This is a genomic window from Pseudodesulfovibrio senegalensis, from assembly GCF_008830225.1.
GTDB lineage: Bacteria > Desulfobacterota > Desulfovibrionia > Desulfovibrionales > Desulfovibrionaceae > Pseudodesulfovibrio > Pseudodesulfovibrio senegalensis.
The window spans coordinates 455,543-468,463 of record NZ_WAIE01000001.1 but is presented as its reverse complement, the minus strand read 5'-3'; the positions used below and the strand labels follow the sequence as shown (position 1 = coordinate 468,463).

Here is a 12,921-nt window from a genome sequence, read left to right as displayed (position 1 = left end):
TATCACAGGGGGAACCCCGCCCATGGCGGGATTGGATGGATGATTTCGCCTCCGGCGGGCAAGGGACACGTCCCTTGCATCCCTTTTCTGCCGCGACATCCTACGGATGCCGCGGCGGTTGATGAAAAGATGGAAAGCCATACGCTCACCAAAAAAGCGCCAAAAAGTTTGGGGGGAAGGGTTTGGGGAGGCCCCTTTTGAAAAAGGAGCCTCTCCAAATGGCTTATCCCAAAAAAACATATACGCGAGGCATCGCGCTGAGAGCAGCAACCACGTGATCCCGTGCCGACCAAGACACCGCCCACCATGATATTCTGCGCACTCCCCGCTCAACGCCAAGTGAAAGGGGAATGAAGTGCGGGAGCACAAGGCGCAATCGAGGCGCGGGGCCGAGGCGTATGCAACCATACGCGAGGCATCGCGCTGAGGACAGCAACGACGTGATCCCGTGCTTCAGTCCCCTTTCACCACGCAGTTGCGGCCGTTGTGCTTGGCCTTGTAGAGAGCCTTGTCCGCATCAAGCACAAAGGCATCGGGGGTGTCGTGTTTCTTGTTTTTGGTGACGCAGCCTATGCTGATAGTGAAGGAGACCGCACCGGCTTCGAGCAGCAGGTTGAGTTCTTCCACGGCGAGCCGGATACGTTCGCCCACACGGATCGCGGCCCTGGAGGTGGCCCCGGGCAGGATGATGGCAAACTCCTCGCCGCCAATGCGCGCAAGGACATCGTCGGAACGCAGGCAATCCGAACAGATGTTGACGAATTTCTTGAGTACCATGTCCCCCACGCTGTGGCCCCAGGTGTCGTTGATCTGCTTGAACCTGTCGAAATCTATCAGCAACAGCGAAAGATCGCCGCCCGCATCCTCGGCCCGGTTCAGGTGATGTTCCAGCATATGGTCAAAGGTGCGGCGGTTGGAAATGCCGGTGAGCGGATCAAGCCGGGCCTCGCGGGCAAGGTGCATTTCCTCGCGCTTGCGGCGGCGGATGTCCAGCGCAATCCCGGCCAACTGCACGGGCCTGCCCTTGTCGTCGCGTTCCAGTGTCCCGATAACTTCGGCCCAGACCCAGCTACCCTTGCGCCGGAACCGGATGTCGTGTCGAAAGGTGCCTTGCTCGTTGTCTATGTATTGCTGCACCCCCTGCAGAAACGGTCGACGGTCTTCGGGGTGAAACATGTGCAAAAGGGTCCGGACCGGAGAATGGCTGTTGCCTGTAGCCGTGCGGCCCGTATTCACGGAATGCCCTCCCAGCCAGATGCGGTTCCGAATAAAATCATATTCCCAGGTCAGGCTGTCCGTGATGCGCTGCAAAATGGCGAACTGCCGGGCATGGGCATGCAGGCGGCTGCGCAGGATGGAATTGGAAAGCATGCAGACCGCAGCCCGCAGGACCGATATTTCCTCCTCTTCCCAACGCTTTTCGCGCTCGCAATCATCAAGGCCGAGCACGCCCCACCACTGGCCGTCCACCATTACCGGAAAGGTCAGCATGGACAGGACACCCTGCTCCTGCAAAAAAGCGCGCAGCCAGCAATCAGGCAGGTCGGCTATGACCAGATCCTGATGTTCGCCTCGTTTGCGTTCCTGTATGATTTTCCAGTATTCGCGATTTTCGGCGTCAACCTGGAACATGTGCATCGAAGGCACATCTCCCAGTGAATAGCGCGGGGATGCGGTCCATTCGGTCACATAGTCATGGATCAACGAATTCTCGCTGACCTCCATGTTCTGAAATATCCACACACGGCTGACGCCCGTGGCCCGGCCCAGTTCGGCCAGCAACGTATCCACGTTTTCCGGCCAGCCCGAGCCGTGTGACAAAGCCTCTGCGCCCTTGGCAAGCGCCTGAAGAAGTATACCGGTCTGCGACACCTTAGTTCACCTTTGACTCACTCTCCCGAAGTGAGCCGCGAGTTAACCACAATTCGTCCCTCCATTCAAGACCATACGAAACTATTTGAACCTACCCGACAAAGGGCATCGACGCCCTCCTCCCTTGTGCATATCCGGACATCTGCGGTACACAACGGCATGCAGACCACACACCGGCACACAACAACGATATTTCGCAGGGCCGTTGCCAGCGTCATGCTTCTGGCTCTGGCCGCAGCCATTCATTTTTTCCCGGCGCAGGTCAACAGGCCATTGCCCGTAGACGAACGGGCACAGCAATACCTGAACGAGACCCTGATCAAGACGTCAGCCGCCTTTGCCGCGGCCAAGGGGTTGAACGCGGCCATTTCGCTGGTGCAGGAAAGTTCGATACAATTACAGCCCATGGGCCTCGGCCTCGACCTTGCGGCCGGACAGGTGCTTGATCCCATCAACGACCTCGTGGAACGGGCCTCATGGGTTTTTCTGGCGGCCATGACCTCGGTGGGCATCCAGCAGTTCCTGCTGCGCATCACGCCATGGCTCAGCATGGAGGTGTTGCTCTGCATCGGGCTGGTTCTTTATGCGCTCGCGCTCTGGAACAGGCAGGGGGCCGGACTCCGGGCCAGAAGACTGGCAATCAAGATCATGGTGGCGGCCGTGATCCTGCGGCTCATGATCCCCGTATCCGTGCTCGTTTATGATCATGTGGACCAGCGTTTTCTGGCCGAGAACTACCGGTCGGACATGGCGGAAATACAACAGGCCGAAACCGACATGGACGCGCTGCAGCAGGACATGGTGCCCGGAACCGATGAACAGCAAACCATGGAGCAGGACCGCTCGTGGGCAGAAAAACTCGATCCACGCCCATATTTATCGGCACTTTCGGACCTCAAAAAGCGGGTACAGGCCGCTGTGGAGCGCATTACCGACATGGCCGCAAACACGGGCGACACGCTGGTGCGGCTTGTGACGCTGTTTGTCATCCAGACCATGGTGCTGCCGCTGGCCACGCTCTGGCTGCTGGCCGCCGCGCTCAGGATGGTGGCACGCGGTATGGGAGCAGGAAGGACAACGCCTCCGGCGGCTCAGGAACCTTTTGAAAAAGGTTCCTGAGAACCTCCAAAACTTTTTGGCGAGCGGCCCGGTCAGCAAAGCTGACCGGGCCGCTGGTGGTTTATGCGAGGCCACCTTCTTAATCCGGATTTCAATCCGGCAGGCTGTCGAAAACGGCTTGAGAGCAAGGCGAAAAAAAAGACCAAGGCCGACACGTACTTCACGTACGTGAGGTTTTGATCTTTTTGCATCAACGCAGCAATCAGGTCGTTATCGACAGTCTGAAGGGACACGTCCTTTGCGGGTGCAGGGCAAAGCCCTGCCCTCCCGGAGGGAACTCGCGAGACTCTGCGCTTTTTGCAGCAACGCAGCTATCGGCCCATCGCCCCCTGTGAACGGGGCCGGAGAAAGGGTGGAGAGCAAGGCGCAAAAAAAATGCAGGGACGACGCGTATTCCTACATACGCGAGACTCTGCTTTTTTTGCAGCAACGCAGCTATCGGCCCTTTATCCGGCACCGTTACAGAAGGGAGTGCTGGTCGTCGTCGCCATCATCCAAGCAGCGCATCTTGAGATGCTTGTAGGCCTTGGGCGTGACAACCCGGCCGCGCTGGGTGCGCTTGAGAAAGCCGCATTGAATGAGATAGGGTTCGTAGATTTCTTCTATGGTACGGACCTCTTCGGAGCAGGCCGCGGCCAGTGTCTTGACGCCCACCGGACCGCCCGCATAGTTCTCCACCATGACCGTCAGGATCTTGCGGTCCATGTAGTCGAGGCCAAAGGGGTCCACGTCCAGCCGGTCCAACGCCATTTCGGCCAGGGCGGTGTCAATGGAGCCGTCGCCCTGCACGTGGGCGTAATCACGCACCCGGCGCAACAGGCGGTTGGCAATGCGCGGCGTACCACGGGAACGACGGCCGATGGTTTCAGCCCCGTCCTCGGAAATTTCCACCCCCATGATGCGCGCGGCCCGCTGAACAATGCGGCCCAATTCGTCCGGGGAATAAAACTCTATGCGAAACACGCAGCCGAAACGGTCGCGCAGGGGCGAGGTCAGCAGGCCGATGCGCGTGGTGGCGCCCACCAAGGTGAACGGCGCGAGGTCGATCTTCACGGTGCGCGCCCCGGGCCCGGAGCCGATGACCAGATCGATCTGGAAATCCTCCATGGCCGGATAGAGCACCTCTTCCACGGTGGGCGGCATGCGGTGGATTTCATCGATGAACAGGATGTCGCCCTCTTCGAGATTGGTGAGGATGGCGGCAAGGTCGCCGGAGCGTTCCAGCACCGGCCCGGATGTGGAAACGAGATTCACGCCCAGTTCGGACGACATGATGCGGGCCAGCGTTGTCTTGCCCAGCCCGGGGTTGCCGTAAAACAGGGTATGGTCCAGCGGACGGCCGTTTTCCGTGGCTGCCTTGATGAACACGTCCAGATTGGAACGCAGGGCTTCCTGCCCGATGAAATCGGATAGACGTTTGGGACGGATGGTATCGTCAACCGTGGTGCATTTGCTCATGTGCGGGCCGTCGCTATTTTCTTGAGCGCCACACGGATGGCTGCGGCAGCGTCAAGATCCGGTTCCTGTTCATAAATTTCCTTGAGCAGAGGCCGGGCCTCCTCTTCGGAGTACCCCAGGTTCTTGAGGCCCGCAAGGGCGTCGAAATATTCGCCCTGCGGCCCGCGCGGCTGTTCGGCCTTGCCCGAAGACGCGGCAATGGTGCGGCCGGAGCCGAGCTTGTCCACCTTGTCCTTGAGGTTCCAGAGGATCTGGCGCGCGGACTTGGGGCCGATGCCCGGCACCGTGGCCAGCGCGGCCGCATCCTCACGAAACGCGATCTCGCGCAAATGGTCGGAATCGAAATGGGACAGGATGGCCATGGCCTTTTTCGGGCCGAGCTTGTCAATGGAAATGAGCGTACGAAAAACTTCGCGATCCTCGTGGGAGGCGAATCCGTACAGATCGATGGCCTTTTCGGCCACGGCGGTGTGGATGTAGAGCTGGGCCTCCTCGCCGATGGCGGGCAGCTTGGAAAGCACGGTGGTCGGCGCGGCAATGTCGTAGCCCACACCGCCCGGCGTGAGCAAAATGAGACCGGAATCCGACACCTGCAGAACACGGCCTTCAAGATACGCGATCATACGCCCCCCGTGAGTTTCCTGAGCCTGCGCTCGTTGAGATGGCAGATGGCCACGGCCAGCGCGTCCGAGGCGTCCTCGGCCCAGCCGGGATTGCGGATGCCCAAAGTGTGGGCCACCATGTAGGCCACCTGCGACTTGGGTGCGTTGCCAACACCTACGAGATTCTTTTTCACGTAGGTGGGCTCGTATTCGGCCACGTCCAGACCGCTGCTGGCGCACGCACTCATGGCCGCGCCCCGGGCCTGCCCCAGCTTGAGCGCGGACATGACGTTCTTGGAAACAAAAACGTTTTCAATGGCGGCCTCGGCCGGGGCATGTTCCTCGATGAGCTGTGCCAGCTCCGTAAAGATCACGCCCAGCCGCGTGGCCATGGATTTCTTGACGGGCGTGCGCACGGTTCCTTCGGCAACGAGCGTCACCTGTCCGGAAACCTCGCGGACAATGCCGTAGCCCGTGACCCGCGATCCCGGGTCCAGCCCCAGAACCACTATGCCGGAATCCTTGTCCGCCATGCTTACTCCCGCGTACAAACGACCGGCTAGTCGGCCATCTCGTCCAGCAGATCGTCCGGGAAGTCGGCGTTCACGTAGACGTTCTGCACGTCCTCGTTTTCCTCGATGGCATCAATGAGCTTGATGACCTTGGCGCCGGTTTCCTTGTCCACGGGAACCATGTTTTCGGGAACCTGGGAAAGTTCGGATTCTTCATAGGCCATTTCCGCATCGTCAAAGGCCTGCTGCACGGGCATGTAGTCGGAAGGTTCGCAGTGCACGGAAAAGACGTCGCCGTCGTCGATGATGTCTTCGGCACCGGCTTCCAGCCCCACTTCCATGAGCTGTTCCTCGTCGAACTTTTCCTTGGAAAAAGTCAGCACGCCTTTCTTGTTGAACATCCACGAAACCGAACCGGCCTCGCCCATGTTGCCGCCGTGCTTGCCGAGCGTGTGGCGGATTTCCGCCACGGTGCGGTTCTTGTTGTCCGTGGCGGCCTCGATGAGCACGGCCACGCCGCCCGGGGCGTATCCTTCATAAACAACCTCGTTGATGTCGCCGCCCGCGATCTCGCCGGTGCCCTTCTTGATGGCGTTCTCGATCTTGTCCTTGGGCAGGTTCACGGCCTTGGCCTTCTGGATGGCAAGACGCAGGGTGGAGTTGTCCTCGGGGTTGCCGCCCCCGGCCTTGGCGGCCAGAATGATGTCCTTGGCGGCCTTGGTGAAGAATTTCGCCTTTTTGGCGTCCTGACGTCCCTTGCGATGCTGGATGTTTGCCCATTTACTGTGTCCGGCCATATATTCCTCCTGAAAAATGTAGTTCCTGATCGAATCTGAACCAGTTCTTTTACCCTTTGGCGTCCGTAAAGCCAAGTCCGACAATGAAGGTCTCCTTGCTTTCCGCCCGCGAACTCTTGGGCTTGAAGACCTTCACCGACGAGAAATGCGGACGCAACGAATCGATGTAGGACCGGGTATCCGGCCCCTCGAAATTCTTGACCACGAAGTGGCCGCCCTCTTTCAAATGCTTCAACGCTATTTCAAAGGCCTTTTCGCACAGTTCAAGACTGTTGGCCTGGTCCGCGAACTTGACTCCGGTTGTTTTGGGTGCCATGTCGCTGATAACGAGATCGAACGGGACCAGCGGTTCCATGGCCGCCAGCAGTTCGGGCGCGTCCGAAAACACGTCCGACTGCAAAAAGACCACGTTGTCCGCAAATGCGGTTTCCGTGTCCTGCAGGTCCACGCCGAGCACGCGGCCGTTCGGACCGACCTTATTGGAGGCCCACTGGGTCCATGACCCCGGTGCCGCGCCCAGGTCGATGACGGTCTGGCCCTTGCGAAAAATCTTGAAACGCTTGTCGATCTCCTGAAGCTTGTAGACCGACCGGGCCGCAAAGTTGTCCTTTTTGGCCCGCTTGAAATAGTGATCCTTATATTTCTTCATAATGCTGCTCCGTTGCCGATGTGGGCGGACAGTAGCCGAAACCGGCGCATTAGCCAAGGCTGTACCCGTGAACCGACCCCGACACGCCCAAATCATCAATGAACTGGGCAAAAAGCAATCCATGCCCGCAGCCGCCGAGCAGTTCGAATGCCGGGGGCTTGGCGTGGAAACCCTGTTCATGGGGCTCGGGCCGGAACCGGACCGGCTGCCCGAATGGTTTCCCGTGTCCGGGCCGGTGCACTATGTGGAAAGCCCTGAATTCGAGGAGCAAATGGGGCCGGACTGGGCAGAGCGCATTCCCGGACAATTCCGGCGCGTGCAGCCGGACAACATCACGCCCAAGCTCCTGCGCAAGGCGCGCGTCCTGCGCTATTCGCCGGGCATCCGGGCCTTTCCGGCCTTCTGGATGCCGCTGGTGGCCCGGCTTTCGGCTACCCACGCACCCAATGGACCGAAAAAACGCAGCGTGTGGATTCCCCACGGCGAAAACGACCTGCTGGGCAGAGAGTTGGGGCTGGCCTTTGCCGAGGCCGGATTCACCGTGCGCACCCCCGACCCGGACCAGCTTTCCCGCTCCGCGGGCACAGCTCTGCCCAAACTGCTGCGGGACGAAACCCCGGCCCTGTTCCTTTCCGTGAACTTCAAGGGGCTGGACCCGTTCGGGCTCGGATACAGCCTGTTGCGCGAGGCCGGATGCACGGTGGCCACATGGCTGGTGGACAACCCGTTCAGCATCCTCACGGGCCTCAAGTCCTCCTATTGGCAGCAGATGCAGCTGTTCATGACCGACTCCAGCTACATGCTGCCGCTGCGCGAACTGGGCGCACGACACGTGCATTTCCTGCCGCTGGCCGCCAGCCCGGATCTTTTTCGCGGCACAGGCTCGCTGCCCGGCCATGCCCGGGGCATCGAGGAACGCATGGTCTTCGTGGGCCGCTCGGAGTTCCCGGACAAGGAGCGCTACTATGCGGGCCAAAAGCTGGACGCGAATATTTTCGAACAGGCCCGCGCCATGCTGCAACAGGGGCAACGCCCGGATTTCCATTGGTGGCATGAGCGGCTGGACGCGGACCGGCTCTGGCCCGGCAACGAGAGCCGCGCTTTGGGCCACGCGGCCGAGGAGTCCGGCAAGGCATGGCGCGCCATGTGCCTTGCGGCCACGCCGGAACTGACCATATTCGGCGACGAGGGCTGGAACGCGCTGCTGCCAAATGCGGACGTCCGCCCGCCCGTGGATTACTATGCGGGCCTGCCCGCCGTGTACCGCGAGGCGCTCATCTGCCTGAACATGACCAGCATGCAGCTCCCCGCGGCCCTGACCCAGCGGCATTTCGACGTCTGGTGCGCCGGAGGCTTCCTGCTCACGGACAACACGCCGGGCATGGGCCTTTTCCCGGAAGACATGGCCCAAGCCGTGACCTTTGCCGCGCCGGACGACATCGCCGCCAAGCGGGAACAGTTCCACGCCCACCCGGCCCGCACCCGCGAACTGCGCGCATCGTGGGAAGCGCTCATCCTCATGGAGCACACATACACCCAGCGCGTGGCCTCCCTGCTGCAAACGCTGGAACTGGACGAGCCGCGCCTCGTCCCGCCCCGCGCATAAAAACCCCTTGTCCTCCGGTACGAAAAGAAGTACAAACCGAATCCTCAACGGGGACGTAGCTCAGCTGGGAGAGCACTGCCTTCGCAAGGCAGGGGTCGAGAGTTCAAATCTCTTCGTCTCCACCAAGAAAAACAGGCACTTACAGATACGATCTGTGAGTGCCTTTTCATTTACCATACCATTTTACCATACTGAGCCGGTGCCATACGGGCCTTTCCATACCGCCCTACCCGGTCTTGCCATACCCGAAAACTGCGGCCTTCTGCTCTGCCAGAGAGAGCATTTTTTCTGCCCTCGGCCTCATCGTGATCACCTTGAACTTGTGCGGGTCTTCCATCCATGCGTCGAGGTCGATGGCCTTGAACCGATTCCTCTTCGGGCCATATTTGGGCAAGGGGTAGCTTCTCAGGTGCCTCCTAAACGTGTCCACGCTGTAGCCGCAATACTCTGCCGCTTTGATCTGATTCATGTAGGCCTTCATCTATGCACCCTCCACGACAAAGTAGAGGGCAAAAGAAAAGGTCACAGTGTTGTCACCCACAAAACGGGGGCACATGCGGTTCTCAATGGAACTGGTCTTGTACGTCTTGCCATTGGCCTCAAAGGTCGTGTGCTGCAAACCGTTGACATGAGGCAGCAGACCTTCTGCGAGTGCGTGAGCTTCCTGCATGGAATAACCCTTCACTTCAACCTCAATCAGGGCTTTGCGGAAATTCTGCGGCATACCCGGCCACGGGGCAAGGTCACGGGTGATGACGGTCACGGTCTGATTGCCTTTGCTCTGTTCGGCAAAGAGGTTTTCGCCAGTGGTGAGGTCGGGCACATTGGTAGCGATATGGTCAATGATGACAGTAGAAATCATGGGGAGTCTCCTTGGGCAAAAGAAAAGGCCCACCCCTCAACCAAAGGGTGGGCCTTGCAATTCAAGTCCGCTTCGTTGTGTTATTTCTTCGTTGCGTTGTTTGCGTCAGCTTCCTTGATTTCTTCAACTTCGCCGTTGCAGGTGTTCACCTTAAAGATGCGGCCATTGACCTCTTGGACCTTCCAACAATTCTCTTGCGGGAAAAAATGACCGTCCCACTTGTAGGCTATAAAACCCACAATAAAGGGAGACATCATAGCAAGCAGAATCAAAGCGAATCCAACGTCCTCGGTGATTTCGATGTTGAAGAGTTTCATCAAGTAACCCCTGTTTATGATTTCTAAAACCAGAGGCTCTATAACATTGCAACGCATAAAAGGGAACGGCCATCAGACCGTTCCCTTGTTTTCAATTAGCCTTTCAGGCCACGCAGACGGGCCGCGCTCTTCGGGTGGAAGGTGGCGAGGCCAGCCATCCAATCCAGCTTGGTGCGCTCCTTGTTCATGCCGGGGAGCTTGCCGCAATCCTCGACATCGAAGGCACCGCACTGGAGGCCAGAGACGTACTCGCCCTTGCCGAACTTCACGGCGTAGATGGACGTGGTGACGCTCTGGGAACCGTCATCAAGGTCAGGCTCATTGAAGCCCAGCGGGTTGAGCACGATGGGGGTGCCGGGGTTGGCCGGGTTGTCCATGCTCACGCTGCCGATCTTGGCGATGGGGATGCCAGCGTAGGTGGGGTACAGCTTGCCGAAGTTGCCCGAGACCTGTTCGGTGGCGCGGGCGGTGCCCTGCACCAGCTTGTTGACCTTGAGCCACAGCTTGGGATTCATGAACAGCACGTCCGGGTTTTCACCGTCCACAGACACGATGAGTTCGTCAAGCATGTCGAGGGTCAGTTCATCGCCGCCGTCAGAAGAGCCAGCGTCAAGCACCTGATCGCCGGTCAGACGGGCGCGGAGGCCGTCAATGCGGTTCACGGTGTTGTTTTCGGAGTCACCAACGAAGAACTCATTGGCGAAGAACAGAGCCTGCGCTTTCGCTTTCTTGCGGTCTTCGTTGGCGCGGTAGGCGATGCCGCCGTTGGCTTCCATCATCTTCACGTCAATGTCAGAGTCACCACCGAAGATGCGGAGGTATTCCACGCTCGGAACAACCACGCTGGTGTTCTCGGTGTATTCCTCGTTGTAGTTGCGATAGGCAACGCCGGGAAGCAGACCTTCAGAGTTGTACTTGAAGGTGTCGTTGTTGAGCGGCATGAACGGCAGGAAGTCCAGCACGGGGCTGGCACCGTTCACGGTCTCCACGATGGTCTTGTACAGTTCGGGGTTCTTCGCATCAGCGAAGTCAGTAGCATTGATGGGCATTGATTAAGCTCCAGTGGATTTGAGGTACTTCTCATACTCGGAAGCACCAGCGTTGTTTTTCGGGGTATCGGGCCGCTTGGAATCAGGGTCAGAGGTGCGGACGGGTGCCTTGTTGAAGACGCCCTTGGCCTTGACCTTCTGGAGCCACTTGAGCTTTGCCACGGGGTCGAGGTCGGGCACGATGTCGCGCATGTCTTCGGGCAGAGCCTCAAGCTCGACGGCGACCAGCCCTTCAATCTGGGTGGTCATGTCCTTGAGCTTGTTGTTGACCTTGTCGAAGCGCGACTTGGGTAGCATGTGCTCGGTGCCGGTGTCCTCTGTTGCGCCACTGTCGGGGGCGTTGCCGGTGTCCTGATTCGGGGTCTGTTCGTCGCTGTCGGGGACGATGCCGGTGTTTTGATTTTCCATTACGGAACCTCGCATTTTGTGCCTTGGGAGGCGGTTGAAAAAGAAAGGCGTGGGGCAATGCTCCACGCCTGAAATGAAAAAGCCCACCGGGGTGGGCTAGTCGTCGTTGGGGGCTGGGTCGATTTTGCTGACCTGCTCACGAATGGCGTCCATATTGTTGTTCAGCACGTCGAGCACGCCCAGACCGCACTCCTCATATCGTCTCAACGACTCGTCACAGGTCTCTTTGTCTTCAAGGTCAGAATACCTGATAATCTGCCTCGCATAACAGATGCCACCAACCAGTTCCAAAATCGCATTCATGGCGATGCTATTCACGCCAAGGGCGTTGTTACAATTCATTCTCTTCCTCCATATCGGGGTAGTTTTGTTCAATGTCGTTCACATACTCACCGTTGAAGCGTCTGCGCTCCATCAGGTAGGCCTTCGCCTCTTCCCTGTCGGTGAAGTCCGGGTTGGCCTCCATCAGGATGTCAGCCCGGTCTTTAATGCCAAGCTCAAGGTCTCGTTCCCAGATTTCCCGCCGTTCGGACTCAGAGAGGCTCTTCTTGACCTCTGCGAAGTCAACGGCAAGCTCGGCACTATCGCTGAAGCTCTGGGTCGGGTTGTTGGTGTTCCAGACGATCTTGATGAGGTCGAAGAGTCGCTTCTCATAACCCCGGAAGAGGGCGATTTCCCGGTCACGTTTGGTGAGCAGTTCCCGGTTGTCTTCCAGCTTGGCAACGCCTGACTCGGCTTTGCTGTCGGTGCTCATGATGGCCGCGCTCAGACCGTAGTTGACGGCCACTTGCCGCTGAAGTTCCTTGATGGCTTCAATGGTCTCCAGCACCAGAGGGCTGGGGTTCACCACCTTGAGGTCACCGTTTTCATCCACCGGCACCACTTCCATACCGCTCAGGCCACCATTGAGCTTGCCGCCCTTCATGACAAAAATGCCAAACCCCTGATAGTCGATCATCAGAAGCAGCTTCGTCCACAGGTCGTTGAGCCTGTCCTGAGCGTTGAGAAGGTTCCCGTCAGCCTTCACCCAGAAACTGGAACCGATGGGCAGGGCATCCCAGAGCGGCACGAAGGGAAGCACCCCGTAAGGATTCACTTCTCTTTCCAGAATGGAAAAGTGGTGGTCTGTCGTAACCACCTCGTCAGGCGTCCAGATTCGCCGCCTCACGTCCTTCGTGTAGCCGGTGGGGTCATGCGTCACGATGACTTTTTCAAGGTCTTCCGGGGCGTCTCCGGTGACCACGTCGAGCATGTCAGGCGTCAGGATGTCGAGCCTGATTTTGCCGTTGCTCCAGACCGGGCGAATCATGGCCGTCTTGAGCAGTTTGGTGAGTCGGGAAGCGTCCTGCATCTTGATCGAAAGCATGGAGTTTTCGGCAATATGTTCAAAGAGTTCCTTGTCTCGGTCAGTGCCTTCAACCTCGCGCTTGGGCGGGCTGATGTAAGCCGTGGCAAGGTTGTCCACGACCTTCTTGACGATGTTGACCACCAGCGGCTTGACCTTCTCAGGCTTCTGGAAGGTGCGGGCAATCTCATCGTTGAGGTAGTCCACCTGTTCGCCGTTGTAGTAGTCGAGCCGCTTGACGGCCCGGTCTTTCCGTTCCTTGGTCTCGGCGCTTTGAACCACCTCATAAAGGGGGTTTATTCTGGTGTGTCCAAACAGGTCCATG

15 protein-coding genes and 1 tRNA gene are annotated in these 12,921 nt (G+C 58.8%); 3 read left to right on the top strand and 13 right to left on the bottom strand.

Annotated features, from left to right (window positions below):
* Positions 1 to 453 precede the first annotated feature (453 nt).
* Positions 454 to 1,872 carry a sensor domain-containing diguanylate cyclase gene (locus tag F8A88_RS02180; RefSeq protein WP_151149411.1) on the bottom strand — a complete coding sequence of 473 codons (1,419 nt, stop codon included), beginning with the start codon at positions 1,870 to 1,872 and terminating at the stop codon, positions 454 to 456.
* A 159-nt stretch (positions 1,873 to 2,031) separates the two neighbouring features.
* Between F8A88_RS02180 and F8A88_RS02175 the strand changes: the two genes are divergently transcribed.
* Positions 2,032 to 2,991 carry a hypothetical protein gene (locus tag F8A88_RS02175; RefSeq protein WP_151149409.1) on the top strand — a complete coding sequence of 320 codons (960 nt, stop codon included), beginning with the start codon at positions 2,032 to 2,034 and terminating at the stop codon, positions 2,989 to 2,991.
* Between the two features lie 459 nt (positions 2,992 to 3,450).
* Here F8A88_RS02175 and ruvB read toward each other — a convergent pair whose 3' ends face one another.
* Genes ruvB through F8A88_RS02150 form a run of 5 tightly spaced genes read right to left on the bottom strand, consistent with a single transcriptional unit; the run spans position 3,451 to position 7,009 of the window.
* On the bottom strand, positions 3,451 to 4,449 hold the full coding sequence (ruvB, locus tag F8A88_RS02170; RefSeq protein WP_151149407.1) for a Holliday junction branch migration DNA helicase RuvB: 999 nt from the start codon (positions 4,447 to 4,449) through the stop codon (positions 3,451 to 3,453).
* The gene (gene ruvA / locus F8A88_RS02165) at positions 4,446 to 5,072 is read right to left on the bottom strand and encodes a Holliday junction branch migration protein RuvA (RefSeq protein ID WP_151149405.1); all 627 of its coding nucleotides are present in this window, start codon (positions 5,070 to 5,072) and stop codon (positions 4,446 to 4,448) included. Before ruvA ends, ruvB begins: the two co-directional genes overlap by 4 nt.
* Positions 5,069 to 5,584: a crossover junction endodeoxyribonuclease RuvC gene (gene ruvC / locus F8A88_RS02160; RefSeq protein ID WP_151149403.1), complete on the bottom strand. Its 516-nt coding sequence runs from the start codon at positions 5,582 to 5,584 to the stop codon at positions 5,069 to 5,071. The genes ruvA and ruvC overlap by 4 nt, the downstream gene beginning before the upstream one ends.
* A gap of 26 nt (positions 5,585 to 5,610) precedes the next feature.
* On the bottom strand, positions 5,611 to 6,360 hold the full coding sequence (locus tag F8A88_RS02155) for a YebC/PmpR family DNA-binding transcriptional regulator (RefSeq protein ID WP_151149401.1): 750 nt from the start codon (positions 6,358 to 6,360) through the stop codon (positions 5,611 to 5,613).
* Positions 6,361 to 6,409: 49 nt separating this feature from the next.
* Entirely contained in the window at positions 6,410 to 7,009 is a 600-nt protein-coding gene (locus tag F8A88_RS02150; RefSeq protein ID WP_151149399.1) for an RlmE family RNA methyltransferase, read from the bottom strand.
* Between the two features lie 67 nt (positions 7,010 to 7,076).
* On the opposite strand from F8A88_RS02150, the gene F8A88_RS02145 reads away from it, so the two are divergent.
* Both F8A88_RS02145 and F8A88_RS02140 read left to right on the top strand, forming a co-directional pair.
* Positions 7,077 to 8,615 carry a glycosyltransferase family protein gene (locus F8A88_RS02145; RefSeq protein WP_241667314.1) on the top strand — a complete coding sequence of 513 codons (1,539 nt, stop codon included), beginning with the start codon at positions 7,077 to 7,079 and terminating at the stop codon, positions 8,613 to 8,615.
* Between the two features lie 49 nt (positions 8,616 to 8,664).
* Positions 8,665 to 8,740 (top strand) — tRNA-Ala (locus tag F8A88_RS02140).
* Positions 8,741 to 8,841: 101 nt separating this feature from the next.
* Here the strand turns inward: F8A88_RS02140 and F8A88_RS02135 are convergent.
* The 7 genes from F8A88_RS02135 to F8A88_RS02105 form a co-directional block, all read right to left on the bottom strand.
* Positions 8,842 to 9,084, bottom strand: coding sequence for a helix-turn-helix domain-containing protein (locus tag F8A88_RS02135; RefSeq protein WP_241667313.1), 243 nt, complete (start codon positions 9,082 to 9,084; stop codon positions 8,842 to 8,844).
* A gap of 12 nt (positions 9,085 to 9,096) precedes the next feature.
* On the bottom strand, positions 9,097 to 9,477 hold the full coding sequence (locus F8A88_RS02130; protein ID WP_151149393.1) for a hypothetical protein: 381 nt from the start codon (positions 9,475 to 9,477) through the stop codon (positions 9,097 to 9,099).
* 80 nt (positions 9,478 to 9,557) lie between these two features.
* Complete coding sequence (locus F8A88_RS02125) at positions 9,558 to 9,794, bottom strand: hypothetical protein (RefSeq protein ID WP_151149391.1); 237 nt, start codon at positions 9,792 to 9,794, stop codon at positions 9,558 to 9,560.
* 95 nt (positions 9,795 to 9,889) lie between these two features.
* Positions 9,890 to 10,843, bottom strand: coding sequence for a major capsid protein (locus tag F8A88_RS02120; RefSeq protein WP_151149389.1), 954 nt, complete (start codon positions 10,841 to 10,843; stop codon positions 9,890 to 9,892).
* A gap of 3 nt (positions 10,844 to 10,846) precedes the next feature.
* Entirely contained in the window at positions 10,847 to 11,251 is a 405-nt protein-coding gene (locus tag F8A88_RS02115; protein WP_151149387.1) for a hypothetical protein, read from the bottom strand.
* 96 nt (positions 11,252 to 11,347) lie between these two features.
* Entirely contained in the window at positions 11,348 to 11,593 is a 246-nt protein-coding gene (locus F8A88_RS02110; protein ID WP_151149385.1) for a hypothetical protein, read from the bottom strand.
* The gene (locus tag F8A88_RS02105) at positions 11,583 to 12,920 is read right to left on the bottom strand and encodes a phage portal protein (RefSeq protein ID WP_151149383.1); all 1,338 of its coding nucleotides are present in this window, start codon (positions 12,918 to 12,920) and stop codon (positions 11,583 to 11,585) included. The genes F8A88_RS02110 and F8A88_RS02105 overlap by 11 nt, the downstream gene beginning before the upstream one ends.
* Between the last annotated feature and the right edge of the window lies 1 nt (position 12,921).